Annotated in this window: 11 protein-coding genes; all 11 read right to left on the minus strand. The window is 45.0% G+C overall.

What is annotated here, in order from left to right:
* Positions 1 to 56: 56 nt before the first annotated feature.
* A complete protein-coding gene (locus HMPREF1536_RS23485) occupies positions 57 to 2,399 on the minus strand; it encodes an ABC transporter permease (RefSeq protein WP_028727315.1) in 2,343 nt (780 codons plus the stop codon).
* A gap of 200 nt (positions 2,400 to 2,599) precedes the next feature.
* Entirely contained in the window at positions 2,600 to 4,957 is a 2,358-nt protein-coding gene (locus tag HMPREF1536_RS23490) for an ABC transporter permease (RefSeq protein WP_028727314.1), read from the minus strand.
* A gap of 17 nt (positions 4,958 to 4,974) precedes the next feature.
* A complete protein-coding gene (locus tag HMPREF1536_RS23495) occupies positions 4,975 to 7,353 on the minus strand; it encodes an ABC transporter permease (RefSeq protein ID WP_028727313.1) in 2,379 nt (792 codons plus the stop codon).
* Between the two features lie 707 nt (positions 7,354 to 8,060).
* A complete protein-coding gene (locus HMPREF1536_RS23500) occupies positions 8,061 to 10,400 on the minus strand; it encodes an ABC transporter permease (protein WP_028727312.1) in 2,340 nt (779 codons plus the stop codon).
* A gap of 140 nt (positions 10,401 to 10,540) precedes the next feature.
* Positions 10,541 to 11,626, minus strand: coding sequence for an alpha/beta fold hydrolase (locus HMPREF1536_RS23505; RefSeq protein WP_028727311.1), 1,086 nt, complete (start codon positions 11,624 to 11,626; stop codon positions 10,541 to 10,543).
* Between the two features lie 36 nt (positions 11,627 to 11,662).
* Complete coding sequence (locus tag HMPREF1536_RS23510; RefSeq protein ID WP_028727310.1) at positions 11,663 to 13,990, minus strand: ABC transporter permease; 2,328 nt, start codon at positions 13,988 to 13,990, stop codon at positions 11,663 to 11,665.
* Positions 13,991 to 14,026: 36 nt separating this feature from the next.
* Entirely contained in the window at positions 14,027 to 16,360 is a 2,334-nt protein-coding gene (locus HMPREF1536_RS23515) for an ABC transporter permease (protein WP_028727309.1), read from the minus strand.
* A 137-nt stretch (positions 16,361 to 16,497) separates the two neighbouring features.
* A complete protein-coding gene (locus HMPREF1536_RS23520; protein ID WP_028727308.1) occupies positions 16,498 to 17,178 on the minus strand; it encodes an ABC transporter ATP-binding protein in 681 nt (226 codons plus the stop codon).
* Between the two features lie 236 nt (positions 17,179 to 17,414).
* Entirely contained in the window at positions 17,415 to 17,897 is a 483-nt protein-coding gene (locus tag HMPREF1536_RS23525) for a DUF5024 domain-containing protein (RefSeq protein WP_028727307.1), read from the minus strand.
* A gap of 38 nt (positions 17,898 to 17,935) precedes the next feature.
* A complete protein-coding gene (locus tag HMPREF1536_RS23530; RefSeq protein WP_028727306.1) occupies positions 17,936 to 18,517 on the minus strand; it encodes a hypothetical protein in 582 nt (193 codons plus the stop codon).
* Positions 18,518 to 18,522: 5 nt separating this feature from the next.
* Positions 18,523 to 19,017 (minus strand): RNA polymerase sigma factor, encoded by a 495-nt coding sequence (locus tag HMPREF1536_RS23535; protein WP_028727305.1) that lies wholly within the window; start codon positions 19,015 to 19,017, stop codon positions 18,523 to 18,525.
* Between the last annotated feature and the right edge of the window lie 9 nt (positions 19,018 to 19,026).

Below are 19,026 nucleotides of genomic sequence, written 5' to 3' on the forward strand. Positions count from 1 at the left end.
TAGTATATGTCTAAATATTAGACACTGGTGTAAAATATTTAGACATAAAGAGTATATTAATTATCCCTGATATTCTCTACCGGATTGGAAATAGCCGCCTGATAGCTTTGTACTAATACGGTAATAAAAGAAATAATCAGACAGAACAACCCGGCAGTGGCATATATCCACGGTGAAAGTTCGATACGATAGGAATAGTCTGCCAGCCATCCGTTCATAAAGTACCAGACGAGCGGTACAGCAATCACGAAAGCGATTGCCACATACATCAGAAAAGCCTTTACTAACCGGATAAGAACCTGTGCGTTTGTTGAACCGAATACTTTACGCACGGCTATTTCGGACGAACGTTGCTGTATGAAATAAGTCGACATAGCCAACAACCCCAACAACGAGATAAGGACAGCGATCACGGCAAAGATCATTACAATCTTTAAAGTCCTTTTCTGGGCTGTAAACGATTTTTCAACCTGTTCATTGATAAACATTCCCGAAAACTCCAGACCTGTCAACTTCTCATAGACAGCTGCCACCTCTTTACGGGCCACAAACGGATCTCCTTTTACTTCGACAGTGATACTACGCAGTCTCACATCATCCCTATTCGAACAAATCATTACGACTGTCGGACGTTTCGCTGTCAGGATATTATTCAACTGGAAATCTTTAACGATACCGGCCAGCGGTACTTCCTCCCAATTCCTTTGTTTGTAAGAACGGGCATCCTCCGGTAATTCCAATACCTTCATAAACTCCTCGGAAAGATAGTAGCGCACAGTTCCCGCCACCTGATTATCCCGCAGGATTTCAAAACCGAGCATATCGAAAAAGGTCTTATCTCCACGGAACTCCTGCGAACTGATATTCTTACCGTCGTAAACACCGGTAAAGTTCATTCCCATACTGAAAGGAGTACCTTCCGACACCCCGACCCGGTTTACACAGGCCAGCTGTTCCAATTCGTTCACCAGGGTGTAACCGGTCTTGCGATCCGGCAGCTCCCCTCCGTAAATATCGATGATATTGGTCGAATTATAGCCTAACGGGGCATTGACCAGATATCTTATCTGCAAAAACATAGTAATCGAAGCAGCAACCAGACAGATCGTTATCACATTCTGGAAAATAATGAAGAACTTGCTGAATACCATCTTTGTCTGTTTACGGAAAGTACCCCTCACCACTTCGATCGGTTTTGCATTCGAAATCACGATAGCCGGTAATAATCCGGCCACAAATCCGGTCAGGGTGATCAGAAGGATGACAATCAATCCATTCAGCGGAGTAACCATTTCGGTAATATCTATCTTTTTCTGCAACAGGTCGCTGGCAAAGGGAGCAAAGAAAAAGGCCAGCAATAAACCGAGCAGAAAAGAAATCGTAGTCAACATGGTAGATTCCATGATCAGGCGCGCAAACAGCTCTTTCCGTGAAGAGCCCAGTAAACGCCTGGTAGCCATCTCTTTTGCCCGGAAACCCGTTTGTGCCACTGTCAGGTTGATATAATTGATAATGGCAAACAACAGGATAAGCAGGCCGACCGATAATAAAATAACTACAAATTTATAATCACCCCTCTCTATCGTAACCGACCCGAGTTGTCCTTCCGGTTCCCAGAAATACAGCTTCTTCAGTGGGATAAACTCTACAACAGTCGACAACTCCCGTTCATATATCCAAAAGAATGTTTTAAACCAGTCCTTTATTTCTTCCGACCGGGAAGATATATCGGCTCCGGCACGTTCCATGACAAACACATTGACGGCTCCGGCACTGTTATAATTATCGAACATATCATATCCAACTGCCTTCAGATTATCTACCCGTGCCAAAATATCTTTATCGGGGATAACGGAATGCCGTATATCCTTCATCACTCCGTTGACAACCAGCGTCAGATCCTCTTTGACACGGATCGTTTTCCCTATCGGATCCTCATTTCCAAAATACTTGTTGGCAAAAGACTCGGATATCACGGCATAGTTTTTAGCAGCCAACGCCTGCTCCCAATTACCTTTTACCAAGGGAAAATTGAAGAAATCGAAAAAAGTCGTATCGGCAAGCATCAGGTTTACCGTCAGGTTCTGGTCGCCGTTCTGAATAGGAAGATGGTCAAAGATGTTACAGAATACATGGCATACTTTTTCAATCTCCGGATAACGTTCTTCCAGACGGTACCCAATCTCAAAAGCAGATCCTATATCCCTCCCGTTACTTAATTCATAAATACGTTCCGCTTTTTCGTGATAGCGATCGGTCGACAGTTCACCGACTACATAACTGGCAATCAGAATCACAAACATCAGTGATACGGATAAGCCGAACAGGTCGATAGCCGTGTAGGCCTTGTTCCTCCCTAAGAAATTAAGGAAGGATTTAAAATTCAAAATATTACTCATGGTTCATCAACAATTTGGTTTTACTCACACCTTATATTACTACTATTCATTAGATACTTTATTCTATTCAAAATGCGTGCCAAAAGGGATAACACACTAAATACCAACCATGTATACTTATACATAAAAAGAAGTCCTGTCCAATAATTGGACAGGACTGTCTAGTTTCTTTACAAATCGATATCGTTAATCCGGAAGGATCAATTATCCTTTATATTCTCTACCGGATTGGTTGTTGCCGCCTGGTAGCTCTGTATAAATACGGTTACAAATGAAACCAGCAGACAGAACAATCCGGATACGACAAATATCCACGGAGACAACGTGATCCGGTATGAATAATCGACCAGCCAACCGTTCATGAAATGCCAGATCAGCGGTATGGCGATGATAAAGGCAATCGCCACATAGGTAAGGAATGCTTTAACCAATCGGACAAGAACTTGTATGTCCGTTGAACCGAATACCTTACGTACAGCTATCTCGGAAGAACGTTGCTGGATAAAATAGGTTGACATGGCCAGTAGTCCCAGCAAGGAGATCAGGATGGCGATGAAGGCGAAGATCACTACGATGGTCAGTGTTCTTTCCTGTAAGGCAAACGATTCTTCAACCTGCTCATCCATAAACTTACCGGTGAAGTCCATGCCGGTGACCTGCTTGAAGGTATCGGCTACTTTCTGGCGGGCAACATAGGGGTCGCCATTCACTTCGACGAGGATATTCCTGGGATTTTCGCCGAGGTCTTTTGCGTTGTCTTTCAGGATGATGATCATCGGGCTGTTCTTTTGCAGGATGTTGCGCAGCTGGAAGTCACGCACGATACCGGCCAACGGATGGGTGCCCCAAGCGGTCAGGTCGACGGTGGCGGCGTTGTCGGGCATTTCCAGGGCACGCATGGAGCTTTCGGTGAGGAAATAGCGTTCCGGGTTAGCCACGTGATTGTCGCGCAGGAACTCGAAGCCGAGGATGTCGGTATATGTTTTGTCGCAACGGAGCATCTGGAAACTGATTGTCTTGCCGTCAGGATAATGGGAGGTGAAATTCATACCCATATTGAAAGGTGTTCCCAACCCGGCACCGACCCGGTTGACGCTGGCTAGTTGTTCCAGCTCGTTCATAAGCGTGAAACAGGTCTGCTCGTCGGGCAGTTCCATGCCGTTTATGTCGATAATGTTGGTTGTATTATAGCCGAGAGGTGCCTTAATCATATATTTCACCTGCAAAAACATGGTGAGCGAGGCGGCAATCAGACAGATGGTAATAGTATTCTGAAAGACAATGAAGAACTTGCTGAACACCATCTTCGTCTGCTTACGGAACGTACCGCGTACTACTTCGATAGGCTTGGCGTTGGAGATCACAATAGCCGGCAGCAGTCCGGCGATAAAGCCGGTAAGGGCGATCAGGAGTATCACGATCATGCAGTTCAATGGAGTGAACATACCAAGCAGATCGATCTTCCTATCCAACAGATTACCGGTATATGGGGCGAATACGAAAGCCAGCATCAGTCCGAACAGGAAAGAAACAGCCGTCATCAGCGTCGATTCCATGATCAGACGCGAGAAAAGTTCCTTACGCGAGGAGCCGAGCAGACGACGGGTAGCCATCTCTTTAGCACGGAAACCGGTTTGTGCCACCGTCAGGTTGACGTAGTTGATTATAGCGAAGATCAGGATGAGCAGGCCAACAGACATCAGGATCATAACGAATTGCCAGTTACCGCGCTCGATAGTGTACATGCCCCAGGGACTGGTTTGTTCCCAGAAATAGAGTTTCTTCAGGGGGACAAAGTAGACAGCCTTCGATTCATTCCGTTCATACGAGCCGAGGAAAGTTTTGAAATATTCACGGATATCGGCCGAGCGGGCAGTTATGTCGGCACCAGCCCGTTGCATCACGAAAACGTTGGTGGCTCCGTAGCTGTTATAGTTGCCGAACATACCTTCATCCCCTGCCAGAAGGTGGATATTTTCAATCCGGAAAAGGATATCCTGATACGGGATAACTGAATTACTGATATCTTTCATAATCCCGTTGACGGTCAGCGATAACTTATCGTTGATACGGATCGTTTTACCCATCGGATCTTCATCGGCAAAATAACGGTTGGCAAAAGACTGGGAGATCACGGCAGAGTTTCTGGCAGCCAATACGGTACGCTTATCACCTCTCACCAGCGGGAAACTGAAAAAGTCGAAGAAGGTGGTATCGGCAAGCATCAGGTTGGCGGTCAGGTTCATATCACCTTTCTGAAGCGGCGTTTTATCAAAAACGCGTGTCATAACATGACACACTTTTTCAATCTCCGGATAACGTTCTTCCAGGCGATAACCTATCTGATAGGCAGACCCCATATATTCACCATCAGTCAGCACATAGGTACGATCCACGTTTTCATGATAGCGATCGGTCGTCAGCTCGCTGGTCACATAAGTGGCGATCAGGATAACGAACATTAATGATACCGACAGACCGAACAAGTCGATGATAGTATATCCTTTATTCCGTGCCAGGAACTTAAAGAAAGATTTTAAGTTTAATAGATTACTCATAATATATTATTGTTTAATTATTCACTCTTGACACTATTCACCGGATTCTCATTAGCCGCTTTCCAGTTCTGGAACGTGACCGTCAGCATGGTAATAGCCGCCACAATCACAAAGGCCAGTGCAAATACCCACCAATAGATCGGTGTCTTGTCGGAGAAGCTCTCCAACCATTTATGTACGCCATAATAAGCGAAAGGAACAGCGATAACGATGCAAATCGCCACAATACGCAGATAAGACTTATTGAACATATTCAGGATCTCTCCTACCGTCGCCCCAAATACTTTACGTACTCCGATCTCTTTACGGCGATATTGTGTTTCAAAGACAACCAAGCCAAAGACGCCTACGATCGACAGTACGATAGCCAGCAGGCTGAACAAAGTTATCATCTTTTTCAAATACTGTTCCTTATGATAGAGGTTATCTAACATCGTATCGTAGAAGTTAATATCGAGCGGATAGGTTGGATCGATTTCTGCCAGCGATTGCCGGATATGGCCGATGGCCTCCGCCATATTCGTCCCGGCATTCAGACGTATAAAGGAAACGGACATCGTCTCTCCCGGATCGACAATGAAAGAAACGGGGGTACCCGACTGGCGGAGTGAGGTTAGTTTCAGATCGTTTACAAAGCCGGCTATGCGTGCTTCACCTTTCCAGAACTTATCGAGGGCGTGCCCGGCTTCCAGCTGGAATGTCTTTTGGGTGGTACTGTTATATATAAAGGTAAGGACAGAATCTCGGCCGTCCGACTCGGTGAAATCGCGCCCATCGATCACCGGGATATCCATTACACGCAGAAAGTTGGGGGATACGGTAATCCAGGGTGTGTTGATCTCTTTCCCATTGTAGTAGGTGGAGCTAGTGGAGTAAACATCTTGCAAGCCGAATTTCTGGTTGGAAAAAGCTACGTCGGCAATACCGGAATAGGATTTTAATTTGTCGACATATACGTCTTTGGCATTTTTGTAGATATTCTGGTTCAATGTAACCACTGCGATCTGGTCTTCGTTGAACCCGCGATCGAAAGAACGCATATACTTATTCTGTATCTGGATGAATGAGGCACCGATAATCAGGCCGATCGACACGATATACTGGAAGCCAATCAGCACAGTGCGCAGTTTACGCCCGGAAGCAGACAAGCCGAAACTACCTTTCAGCACCAAGGCAGGTTGGAAAGAGGTCATATAGCAAGCCGGATAGGCACCGGCTGCCAGTCCCAACAGCAAGGCGATCACTCCCATTATTACTAATAAGTAGAAATGGTTTAACGGATTCGTATCGGCTTCTACAAATGATAATATATTCATCCTGTTTAAGAAGAAAAGCAACAGGAGGGATAGCATAAATGCCAGAATACTGATACCTACTGCTTCTGTGATCAGTCCGCGGCGCAAGCTGCCGGTGGTGCTGCCCAGTACTTTCTGTGTATTGATACTCTTGATGCGCAACGGGGCTAGTGAGGTACTGAAGTTAGTAAAGTTAATCCCAGCGATAATGATTACCAGGAATGCAATCAGGATAAGCAAGCGTACTGTTTCAGGGTTACCTTCTTTGAATATACCTTCCTGTAGGCCTTTGACATAGTAGGTGTCGGCCACGGGTAATAGCTTCAACCGGGATGTTTCGGGGAAGTCGTGTGATGCGTAATCGAAGGTTTTATTGAATGTTTCTTCCACTATTTCTTTCGAGTCAGGTGAGTCGAGCAAGACATATCCGATAAAACCCTGCGAACCCCAGTTATTCTCCAGGCTCTTATTTATCTTTACATAGATAGCGTTGTACATCTGTGAGTTGGAAGGGAAATCCCGGTAGACGCCCCCCACGGTGAAGGTTTTTATATCTTCCCGCATATAGACTTTTTCATTCATGTGGAGTTGCTGTCCAACAGCGGGTTCATTGCCAAAGAGCCGATTTGCAATGCTTTGTGGGATCAATGCTTTCTCAGGATCCTGCAAACAATTGTCATCCCCTTCCAGCAGGGTCGGATTGAAAACCTGCAGTATTTCAGGTGTACAGGCGGAGAACTGTTCGATAAAGCCGTTTTTCTTTCCATCCTTCTCGACAGTAAAATACATTTTCCCATTAAACTGCGCCGCCAATGCTGTAATCAATGTACCGGCTTTAATATGCGGTGAAGAGGTTGTTACAGCTTCCATGAAGGGGATAGGTAAAATGGCTGCATAAGGATCATCCACATCTTTATGGTGTTGAACACGGAAGATCCGGTCGTAATCAGGATAACACCGATCGAAATTATGCTCATATTCGACCTGCATCATAATCACCAGGAAAGCCGTAAAAGCAACGGTCAGCCCTACAATATTCAGGAAGGACGCCATCTTGAAACGGCGCAGTACGTTAATAAAGTTACGCAATATCGTTCTCATCAGTACAATGTTTTTTGTTATTTCATCTTCTATGCTTTCCAACGTTCAAATTGCGTGCCAAAACTACAAATAACTAATTATCAACCATATACAATCAAACATAATTCAACACTTGTCAAAATATTGGACAGTCCTGTCTAGTTTTTTTACATGTAACGGGATCTCTGAAGTAGTAAAGTACGATAATTCAACATGCCTGTATTACCCATAGTGATACTATAGTGCCAACAGGTGCAGGACTATAATGCTAACAGGTATAGGACTATAGTGCCGGTTGACATAGAACTACAGAAAAAACACTTTCGCTTTTTACCAGAAAAGTATAAGTATTTATCCAAAAAGGCAGGCAGCAATTCTCAAAAAGGTAGGCAGCGATTCCCCAATGGGTAGGCACCCATTTAAAATAGCTCCCGACCTATTTCTAACAGGTCGGGAGCTAATTTTATCCTACACCGCAGCTATCGGATATTTATTCTGAAAAATGTTTTTGGGAATTTCGGGTTCATGCCTTCATTCAGCCATTATTTTACTGAAAATATGATAGTTACCATATGAACCCGGTATCCAGTTTGCCTTCATCTGAAAATTGCGGGTTCATCGGATGAAGGCAAAAAGGAAGTGCCTTCATATCTACACCTATTGCATATCAATGGATAAACAATTAAATGAAGGCATGAAGGCACTTTTCCGAAAACAGCTATCATAAGTTATTTACCAGCTATACTATCCACCGGATTGGCATTGGCTGCATAGTAACTCTGAACGAACACAGCAACAAACGAGATCAACAGGCAGAAAGCACCGGACGCTATAAAGATAAGCGGATTCAGACTGATCCTGTATGAATAATCCGACAGCCATTGCTTCATGATATACCATATAATCGGTGTTGCGATGACAAAGGCTATTGCCACATAATTTAGAAATGTACCAACCAACCGCATCAATATCGCCTTATTATCCGATCCGAATACTTTGCGGACAGCTACCTCCTGCGAACGTTGCTGAATAAAGTAAGTAGACATAGCCAGCAATCCCAGCAGCGAGATCAGGATAGCAATACCGGCAAATATCGAAACGATCTTCACCAAACGTATCTGCGAGTCGAACGATTCCTGTATCTGGTCATCCAGATATTTACCTTCAAACTCTACCTTAGTAACATCTTCAAATATCTTACGTACTTCATTATATGCAGTATAAGGATTGCCTTCCACTTCTATCAAAACATGCCAGGGCCAGCTGTTCGGCTCATTGAAGTCTTTAAAACGCAGCATGATAGGAGAACTTTCGTCTGTGATACGGCGCAGATGGAAATCTTTCAATACACCTAAAATTGGTGAGGGTTCACTGTCTTTGAGATTAAAAACCTTGGCATCTTCCGGTATATCCATATCCCGGAATGCCCGTTCAGACAGATACCAACTCCAACTATTTGTCGAAGCCACCTGGTTATCATGCTTAATCTCCAACCCCAGCATCTTAAAAGAAGCACTGTCGAGAACCATCTGCTGGAAACTAAGTGATTTGCCTTCATAAACACCTGTCAGGTTATTTGTTCCGCTGAAAGGAGTTCCGTTACTGAACCCAATCGATTTGACACATGTCAACTGGCGCAGTTTATCTACAGCGGCTGCCCGCTCGCTATCAGAATTGAACTGGTTCTCGGCCACAAGGATATTCTTTGTATTATAACCTAATGGAGCCTTAATCATATGGGAGATCTGAAGCCCCATCACCAAAGCTGCCGCGAGTGTGGCTATCGTAATGATATTCTGAAAAGTAATAAAGCATTTACTGAACACCATCTTTGTTTGCCGGCGGAATGTACCGCGTACCACCTCTATCGGTTTCGAGGAAGAGATAAGCAAAGCCGGTAATAATCCGGAAAGAAAACCGATCAATAGGATCACTCCTGCTGCAATTCCGATCCACCCCGGAGTACAAAGATCTGTCAGGTATAAATGAGTATTCAGCAATCCATCGGCATAAGGTACTGCCGCCATAGCCAGTAACAGCCCCAGACCAAACGATATCAGGGTGAGGAACAACGATTCCAGCATCAGACGCAGGAATAATTCTCCACGTGAGGAACCCAGTAAACGGCGTGTAGCCATCTCCTTCGCCCGCTGTCCGGCCTGTGCAACCGTCAGATTGATGTAATTGAAGATAGCAAAGATCAGAATCAGAATACCGACAGACATCAGTACCAATACGAAGTTACGGTCTCCGTGTTGTAAGCTCGAGTATGGGAATGAGGCAAAATAAAGTTCATTCAACGGTGTTATCGTAATTTCTTTCCATACATCTATTTGATAAGGCCAGAAAGATTCTTTAAAGAATTCATGAATGTCGTCTATTTTCCCCCGCAGGTCGGCTCCCTCATGCAGCATCAGGAAACCGGCAGTGGCACCGGCATTATTATAAGAGGTCTTGGTCAGCCCACTATTAAACTCTCCGACACGTTCTATACGGATCAGTATATCACTGGGCGGAAGGACAGACTTACGTATGTCTTCTATCACACCTGTAACAATAACGGAAGTTGAGTCGCTGATACGGATACTCTTCCCCATCGGATCATCCTGTCCGAACATTTTGTTGGCAAAAGTTTTGGAGACAACGGCGTTGTAACTATCCTGTAATGCCTGATGGCGGTTGCCTTCCAATAGTTTAAAGGAAAAGAAATCAAAGAAAGTAGAGTCGACACAGGTCATAGAAGCCTTCAGCTTCTTATCCCCGTAAAAAACCTGCCAGTTATTGAAATAGTCGGCAATGACCGGACAAACTTTCTCTATCTCCGGATAGCGATCCTGCAAACGATAAGGTATAGGAAGAGCAGTGGCCGGGCCGCTTTCATTTCCTATCACATAAATACGATCCCTGTTCTCATGGAATTTGTCGGTTGCTAGTTCCTGCGCGGTATAAACAGTGATCAGGATAACAAACATCAGCGAAATAGATAATCCGAAAACATCGATTGCCGTATACGCCTTGTTCTTACTTAAGAACTTGAGAAACGAATTAAAATTCAGTACATTATTCATATTTATAGTGTTATTTATTTATCTAACTCTACACAACAAACTTCAAAATACGTGCCAAACAGAATAATACACTATATATCAACAAAATAAAATTTCATAGTTAAAGTCTGCCTGTCTAATTATTAGACACTATTGTCTATTTATTGGACACAGGAACGGACGATCTCTACAAACCTTTCCGGTTCTTCCAGATTGGGTGAATGTGCAGAGTTTTCCATTGTGTAAAATCCTTTTTCCGGAGCGGATATCCGCTCACTGTATTCCTTGGCCAACCGGTATGATACCTGGTAGTCGTACTTGCCCTGAATAATGTAAACCGGAATATCGAAAGACACGGAGCTTTCAAAAAGATTATCGTTGAGAACATTTCCAAACATATTCCTTGTTGAAAACATTGTTCCGCGAAGATAATTTATTTTCTCACCAAAGGTATACCCTTTAAAGTATAACAGATCCATCATGACAGCAATCATGGAGCTATTCTCATGTTTTATTCCGATTCCGTATTCATTCATCAGGAGAGAACGGGTGGTAAACAGATAATCGTTTGAAGGGAAACCGGCAGCATTCCTATCCCATTTGCTTAGTGATTTTACAGCACTCTTATCGCCTCTTTCCTGTGCCTGATCCAGCATATAGTCGTATGCTGCACGTTCCGACTGGAGCTGGTTGCTCACCTGCCCTATACCAAAATAGGCTTTATATAATTCGGGATATTTCCCTATGGTCTTTATCCCTAGATACGAACCCCACGAATGCCCCATCAGATATATTTTATCTTGTCCGAAACGTTTACACAGATATTCGGTCACCTGGCGGGTATCTTCTATGAATTGTTCGACAGTCATCATGGCCGGGTCGATATCCGAGCTAAAACTCATACCCGCTCCCCGCTGATCCCAGTAACAGACGGTAAAGTATTTTTCCAGGCGTTCGTCTTTTTCGTCTGCTATACAAAGTGGCAACTCCGGACTTCCAGGCCCTCCATGAAGAAATAGCAGGATCGGATTATCCGGGTTTTCTCCACGCAGGAAATACCCTTGCTTGACACCGCCGATATCCAACCGACCTTTTTCTGCAATAGCGTTTTCAATGACCTTACCATGACTGTCCGTTAGTTTATCCAGTTTTCCACTGCTGTAACAGAGAACGGATAACACTCCGATCAATAATAGCCCTGCGACCGACAAAAGAACGATCGATATTACTTTAATTAGTCTTTTCATATAACAAACATTTATCTACCGCACAAAGGTAAGATATTATTTATTGGCAATACTATTCACCGGATTGGCATTGGCTGCTTTATGACTCTGGAAAAAGACTGTGACAAATGAGATCAACAGGCAGAAAACACCGGCAGCGATAAAGATCAAAGGGTTCAAAGAGATCCGGTAAGAGTAGTCGGACAACCACTTACTCATAAAGTACCAGATAGCCGGTGTCGCAATTACGAAAGCGATGCCGACATACATCAGGAACGAGCCGATCAGACGGAACAGAATAGCCCGGTTATCTGAACCGAACACCTTGCGGATAGCTACCTCCTGCGAACGTTGCTGGATAAAGTAAGTCGACATGGCCAACAATCCCAGCATAGAGATCAGAATGGCTATTCCGGCGAAGATGGAAACGATCTTGGTGGTACGTAGCTCCGCCTCAAACGACCTCTGCACCTGCTCATCCAGATAGGTACCGTCGAAATCCAGTCCGCCGGAAGCCGTTTTATATATATCACGTATTTTTTCGTAGGCGGTGTACGTATTTCCTTCCACTTCCACAAGGATACTCCAGGGATATACATCTTTCCGGGCACTGATACGAACCATAGCCGGACGGGTCTCATCCGTAATATTGCCTTGCTGAAAATCACTTACGATGCCGGCTATCGGTGTAGCTTCTTTGTTCCATAGGAAACTGGGAGCATCCTCCGGTAGTTCCATATCCTTCATCGCCTTCTGGGTCACATACCAGCTATTTTCGGCTAACTGGTTGTCACGGACAATCTTATAGCCTAACATGTTGAATGCCGTACTGTCCATGATGAATTGCTGGAAGCCGAGGAACTTACCTTCATAATCGGCAGACATATTATTACTTCCGCTAAGCGGCATACCGGCAACCAGACCGACCCGTTTAACGAAAGACTGGCGACCGAACTCGTCGATGGCGGCATTACGGTCGGAGTTGTTGGCAAAGTGATTTTTTATCTCCAGGATATTCTTTGTATTGTATCCGAGCGGTGCACTGATCAGGTGACGCGATTGCAGAATCATGACAATAGAAGCGGCGATCATCGCGATCGTGATCCCGTTCTGGAAAGTGATGAAGATTTTACTGAATACCATCTTCGTCTGCCGGCGGAACGTACCGCGCACAATATCGATCGGCTTCACCGACGAGATCAACACGGCCGGCAGTAACCCGGAAAGGAAACCGATCAGTAAGATCAGCACGATGGCAGCCATGATCCATACCGGCGTGAAGGTCGCCCACATGTCAACCTTGGTCTGCAACAGGTTATTTACAAAAGGAACCGCCCCAAGCGCCAACAGCCAGCCTATTCCGAAAGAGAGAACAGTCAGTAAAGTAGACTCCTCCATCAAGCGCAGGAACAGCTCTTTACGGGATGACCCCAACAAACGGCGGGTTGCCATCTCTTTAGCCCGCTGACCGGCCTGTGCCACTGTCAGGTTTATATAGTTGAATATCGCAAAGATTAAAATCAGGATACCGACGGACAACAGTACGATAACGAAACGTTTATTACCGAACTGAACGGCTCCGAACCCTTGCGAACCGCTAAAATACATATCATGTAAAGGCATTAAACCGACTTCTTTCCACATACCCTGCTTATAAGGCCAGAACGATTCCTTGAAATAACTAAGTATATCATCGATCTTCGGAGTCAGGTCGGCACCCGGTTTCATCATCAGGAAAGGAACGGCTGCACCGGCATTTCCGGAATGCTCCATACTGATCGAGCCGTTAAACTCATTCGCACGTTCGGCACGCATCAGCAGATCGGCATAAGGAATGGTTGAGTTTTTGATATCTTCCATAACACCGCCAACCATGTAAGATGTTGAATCGCCGATCACGACACTTTGTCCTACCGGGCTTTCGGTACCAAATAGTTTGTTGGCGAAGGTACGCGAGAGTACCACATTTCCCCTGTCTTCCAATGCCCGCTTCGCATCCCCTTCCAGCAGTTTGAAAGAGAAGAAATTGAAGAAACAGGAGTCGGTAGCTATGACCTTTGCAGTCAGTTTTGTCTCGTTTCTTTTTACAGTCTGAGGGGCAACTCCAGCGGAAATGACCGGACAGACCTTTTCGATCTCCGGATAACGCTCCTTCAGGTTATAAGCTATCGGGAGACCGGAAACCGGCCCCATATCGCTGGTCAGCACATAAATACGATCACCGTCGGTATGGAACTTATCGACAGATAATTCCTGCACGGTGTAAACGGCGATCAGGATAACGAACATCAACGATACCGACAGTCCGAACACGTCGATCGCCGTGTATGCCTTATTCCCTTTCAGGAATTTCAGAAACGATTTTATATTCAACAGGTTATTCATACTCTTCTTTTTATATTATGTATATCTTCAACTAGATTACTTGTTGGCAATACTATTCACCGGATTGCTATTAGCCGCTTGATGGCTCTGGAAAAAGACTGTCACGAACGATATGAGCAGACAGAAAACTCCGGCTGTAACAAAGATCAGCGGGTTCAGGGATATCCGGTATGAATAATCGGACAACCATTGATTCATAAAATACCAGATAATAGGCGTTGCAACGACAAAAGCAATGCCGACATAGACCAGGAACGAGCTGACCAGACGGTATAAAATGCTCTGGTTGTCTGAACCGAATACCTTGCGGATAGCCACCTCCTGCGAACGTTGCTGGATAAAATAAGTAGACATAGCCAGCAATCCCAACATAGAGATCAGAATGGCAATACAGGCAAAGATGGAAACGATCTTGGTGGTACGCACTTCCGTTTCAAACGATTTCTGAACCTGCTCGTCCAGATAAGATGCACTGAAATCGAATCCGCCGGATATCTTCTTAAAGATCTCTTCTAATTTATTGTAAGCCGTATAAGGATCCCCTTCCACTTCTACCAGGATCGACCAGGGGCCGAGCTTAGACCGATCGACAACGCTGACCATCGTCGGAGAAGTTTCATCGGTGATATTTCCTATGTGGAAATCACGCAGGATACCGGCTATCGGTATAGTATTGTCCCCCATTTTGAAACTTGGAGCATCCAAAGGCAATTCCATTTCACGCATAGCCTGCTCAGTCAAATACCTTCCCTCATCCGCCAATTTGTTATCACGCACGACTTCAAGCCCTAACATGTTGAATGCAATGCTATCCATTTGCATTTCACGGAAGAGCTGAAACTTACCCTCGTAACTGGACGAAATACCGTTACATCCGCTCAACGGCATCCCGTTAGTCAGTCCGATACGTTTAACGAACGACTGACGGGCAAACTCATCAATAGCCGCATCGCTGTTGGATCTGTTTCCAAAGTTATTGTTGATCTCCAGGATATGCTTCGTATTATATCCAAGCGGAGCATTAATCAGATGACGCGATTGCAGGATCATAACAATGGAAGCTGCTATCATGGCAATTGTGATCCCATTCTGGAAAGTAATGAATACTTTGCTGAACACCATCTTCGTCTGCCGACGGAACGTACCACGCACAATATCGATCGGCTTTACCGAAGAAATTAGTATGGCCGGTAGAAATCCGGCTATAATACCGGTCAACAGAATCAGTACGATTGCAGACACAAACCAAACCGGCGTGAAGGTTGTCCCCAAGTCGATCGGCATATTCGGTTGCAGGAGATTATTGACAAAAGGCACTACTGCATTCGCAAGCAACCACCCGACAACAAAAGAAAGTATTGTCAGCAGAGTTGATTCTTCCATCAGCCGGAAAAATAACTCCTTGCGCGACGAGCCGAGCAAGCGTCGGGTAGCCATCTCTTTCGCACGCTGTCCGGCCTGGGCTACCGTCAGGTTGATATAATTAAAAATGGCAAAGATCAGGATAAGGATGCCGACCGACAGCAATACGATCACGAAGCGTTTATTGCCACTCTTGAGCATACCGGACATGTTTATACCCGAGAAATATATTTCTTCAAGCGGTACAAGGCCGACTTCATGCTGCATTCCCTGTTTATAGATCCAGAATCTCTCTTTAAGGAAAGCGAGTATATCATCCGTCTTCTGGTTCAGGTCAGCTCCCCGGTTCACCATCAGGAAGGCGGTGGTCGAACCGGCATTCATCGGGTTGTCCATACGGATCGACCAGTTGTATTCGGTTGCCCGCTCCACCCGGAACACGATATCGGCATAAGGCAAGGTCGAGTTTTTGATATCTTCCATGATACCGCTGATCTGGTAAGAGATCGAGTCGCCGATTACAATACTTTCTCCCACCGGGTCGTTTGTGCCAAACAGTTTATTGGCAAAGGTGCGCGACAATACAACATTTCCTTTGTTTTCGAGCACCTTGTCAGGATCTCCATTCAATAGTTTGAAAGAAAAGAAACGGAAGAAACAGGAATCCACAAGCAATGGTTTTGCACTCAGCTTTCTCTCATTCCAGGTGATAATTTGCTGATCGATATTACTGGTGATCACCGGGCAAACCTTTTCGATCTCCGGGTAACGTTCTTTCAGGTAATAAGCAATAGGTAGTCCGGTGGAGAATCCATCATCCCTGGTCAGTGCATAAATACGATCGCCGTCGGTATGGAATTTATCGACAGACAATTCCTGAGAGGTGTAAACGGCGATCAGGATAACGAACATCAACGATACCGACAGTCCGAATACGTCGATGGCTGTGTATGCTTTATTTCTGCTTAAGAATTTCAGAAATGATTTTATGTTTAACAGGTTATTCATCTTTTAATCGAGTTTATTATTCTTTACTTGTGGCGAGAAAGATAACATATCCCGCCTTCACAGGTAGGATATGTTCATGTTTGTTCTTGACTTTTTAAATCTAGCTATATGTTTATGTGTCTGGAAAAATCTTTTGATCAGATAAATTCGCTTACCGATGAAACGATGCTACCGTCGAACAGGTTGATGATACGGTGGGCAAAGCTGGCATCATGTTTGGAGTGGGTTACCATGATAATGGTTGTTCCCTCTTTGTTTAGTTCGGTAAGCAACTGCATAACTTCGGCACCGTTCTTGGAGTCCAGGTTACCGGTCGGCTCATCGGCAAGGATGATCTTCGGGTTGGAAACGACGGCACGGGCAATGGCTACACGCTGCTGCTGACCTCCGGAGAGCTGTTGTGGGAAGTGAGCGGCACGGTGGCTGATGTTCATACGTTTCAGGATATCGTTCACCATTTGTTTGCGTTCGGAAGCTTTTACTTTCAGGTAAGTCAAAGGCAGTTCCACATTCTCGTAAACATTCAGTTCGTCGATCAAGTTGAAGCTCTGGAATACGAAACCGATATTACCTTTACGTACCTGTGTACGTTCTTTCTCTTTCAGGTGGCCCACTTCCTTATCAGCCAGGTAATAATCACCCGAAGTCGGGTTATCCAACAAGCCCAAAATATTTAATAATGTTGATTTACCGCAACCGGAAGGTCCCATGATGGCAACAAATTCTCCATCCTTCACTTCCAATGATACATTGTTCAATGCTATTGTTTCTACCTCTTCTGTACGGAAATGTTTACTTAATCCTTCAATTTTAATCATGGCTATTTGTTATTAAATTATACAATTCTATTTGTTTTAATACTTCTGTCTATATAAGGGCAAATAGTGTGCCAAAGTTGGTAATTAATTAGTTTACAAACAACTAGAATAATTACTATTTTGCCGATGTGTCAAAATATTAGACAGTGGTGTAAATTTATTAGACAGTAGACAGGCCAAAACAAAAGCATCCGACCTTCCCAGGCCGGATACTCTCCAATATAGTTACATTTTAATCATTTGGTGTTCTGTATATCGAACACTCCGGTGTCTATGAAGTCTGTATCAAATTCGAAATTCCCGGCTTTTTTAGGATTATAATCGAAACGCTCGATCTTGCTGACCGTCACCTTGCCGGACTTGGAGACAGACAAGGAATAGGAAATATCCGTATTCCCGCTTCCGAACCGGTAGAATGAAGGCAACAGCTTCCCGCTCTTCTTGTCGTCGATGATCTTGTAGGCGGCATTCTTGTCCTTATCAAAGGCTGCCACAAATTCATCCAGCAGTTTCTGGTTGTTTGAGAAAGTAACCGTCTTGATGATCTTCTCCGTCTTTTTCGTCTCCCGGTTCTTGTTATAGATCACGTTCATATCGATCGTATCCATGTTCTCGCACTTCTTCATAAGAGCGTTCAGGGATTCCTGCGCCTTCAATCCTTCGGTCATACATCCTGCCAGGAGGATTACACACAATAAAATAGTTTTCTTCGCTTTCATAATGTTTATCTTTTGATGATTGATACTGTTCATTCCTTTTACTCGTTATATAAGATCCATTTCATCTCCTGCCGGAAATACTTGTTCGGATTTTCCTTCAGTATTTTCAGGTAAGGGTTGGTGGCATTTATTTCCCTGTCACGAAGTAGTTTTTCTTTCCGGTTAACCTGCCGGGCTATTTGTTCGGCCTCTTCCTGCTGAAGTTTTACTTCGCGGAGGCTGTATTCCAGTTCCGGCAGGATCTCCTTCATGTCGGTAATACGTACGCCGTTGCGTACGATGTAACTTCCTTCGTAAGGATTGAAGGAGGCCGGACGGTCGAAGCCCAGGGAATAAACCAGAAAGAACAAGAGGGAGACGGCGACACCGGTTCCAATCCATAACCAAAACTTTCCGGAGGATTTCAGGGAGGTGCGTCCGGCTTCGTCAGTCTGTCCGCTGAATTCCTCTTTGATCCCTGTCTCAAAATAGGCGAATACGGACTGGTATGATTGGAGTGCTTCCGGGACGCCGGGGCTATTGAAGAATGCATACAATTCCTGCTCTTCCGCGTTGGAGGTCTGTCCGTCGAAGAAACGTTCCAACAAATCTTCTATATGTTTCTGTTTGTTTGTCTGCATAGCTGTTACATTTTAAAAAATAATTCTTTCACCCGTCTTCTGGCACGTGAGAGATTCATACGGACGGCTTCGGGAGTGCTGCCGGTCAGGGAAGCGATCTCCTCCACTTCGTATCCGTCGACATGCTTCATGCGGAGGATAATCTGCTGAAGGCCGGGCAAGCGGTCGATGATGCGCATCACCTGGTCGACATTGTCTTTCTGCTCCAGGTCGGTGTAAGGGGTCGACCAGTTACCGGGGACGACAGACTCGGTGAGCTGTTCCCTCTGCCGCAGCTGGAACGATTTGAGCCGGTTCAGCGACAAATGCTTCGTCGTTTGCAGAGCCACAGCCTCCACGCTGTCATACCGGTCGAGTTCCCCGCGGATATACCAGAGTTTCAGAAAGACCTCCTGCACGACATCCTCCACCTCTTCCGGATCGTCCAGCAAACGGCCGGCGCAACGGATCAGCTTTTGCCGCAGGGGTACTATTTCTATTTTAAACTGTTCTTGTTCCATTCTACTATA

This window comes from Parabacteroides gordonii MS-1 = DSM 23371 (assembly GCF_000969825.1).
GTDB classification, from domain to species: domain Bacteria; phylum Bacteroidota; class Bacteroidia; order Bacteroidales; family Tannerellaceae; genus Parabacteroides; species Parabacteroides gordonii.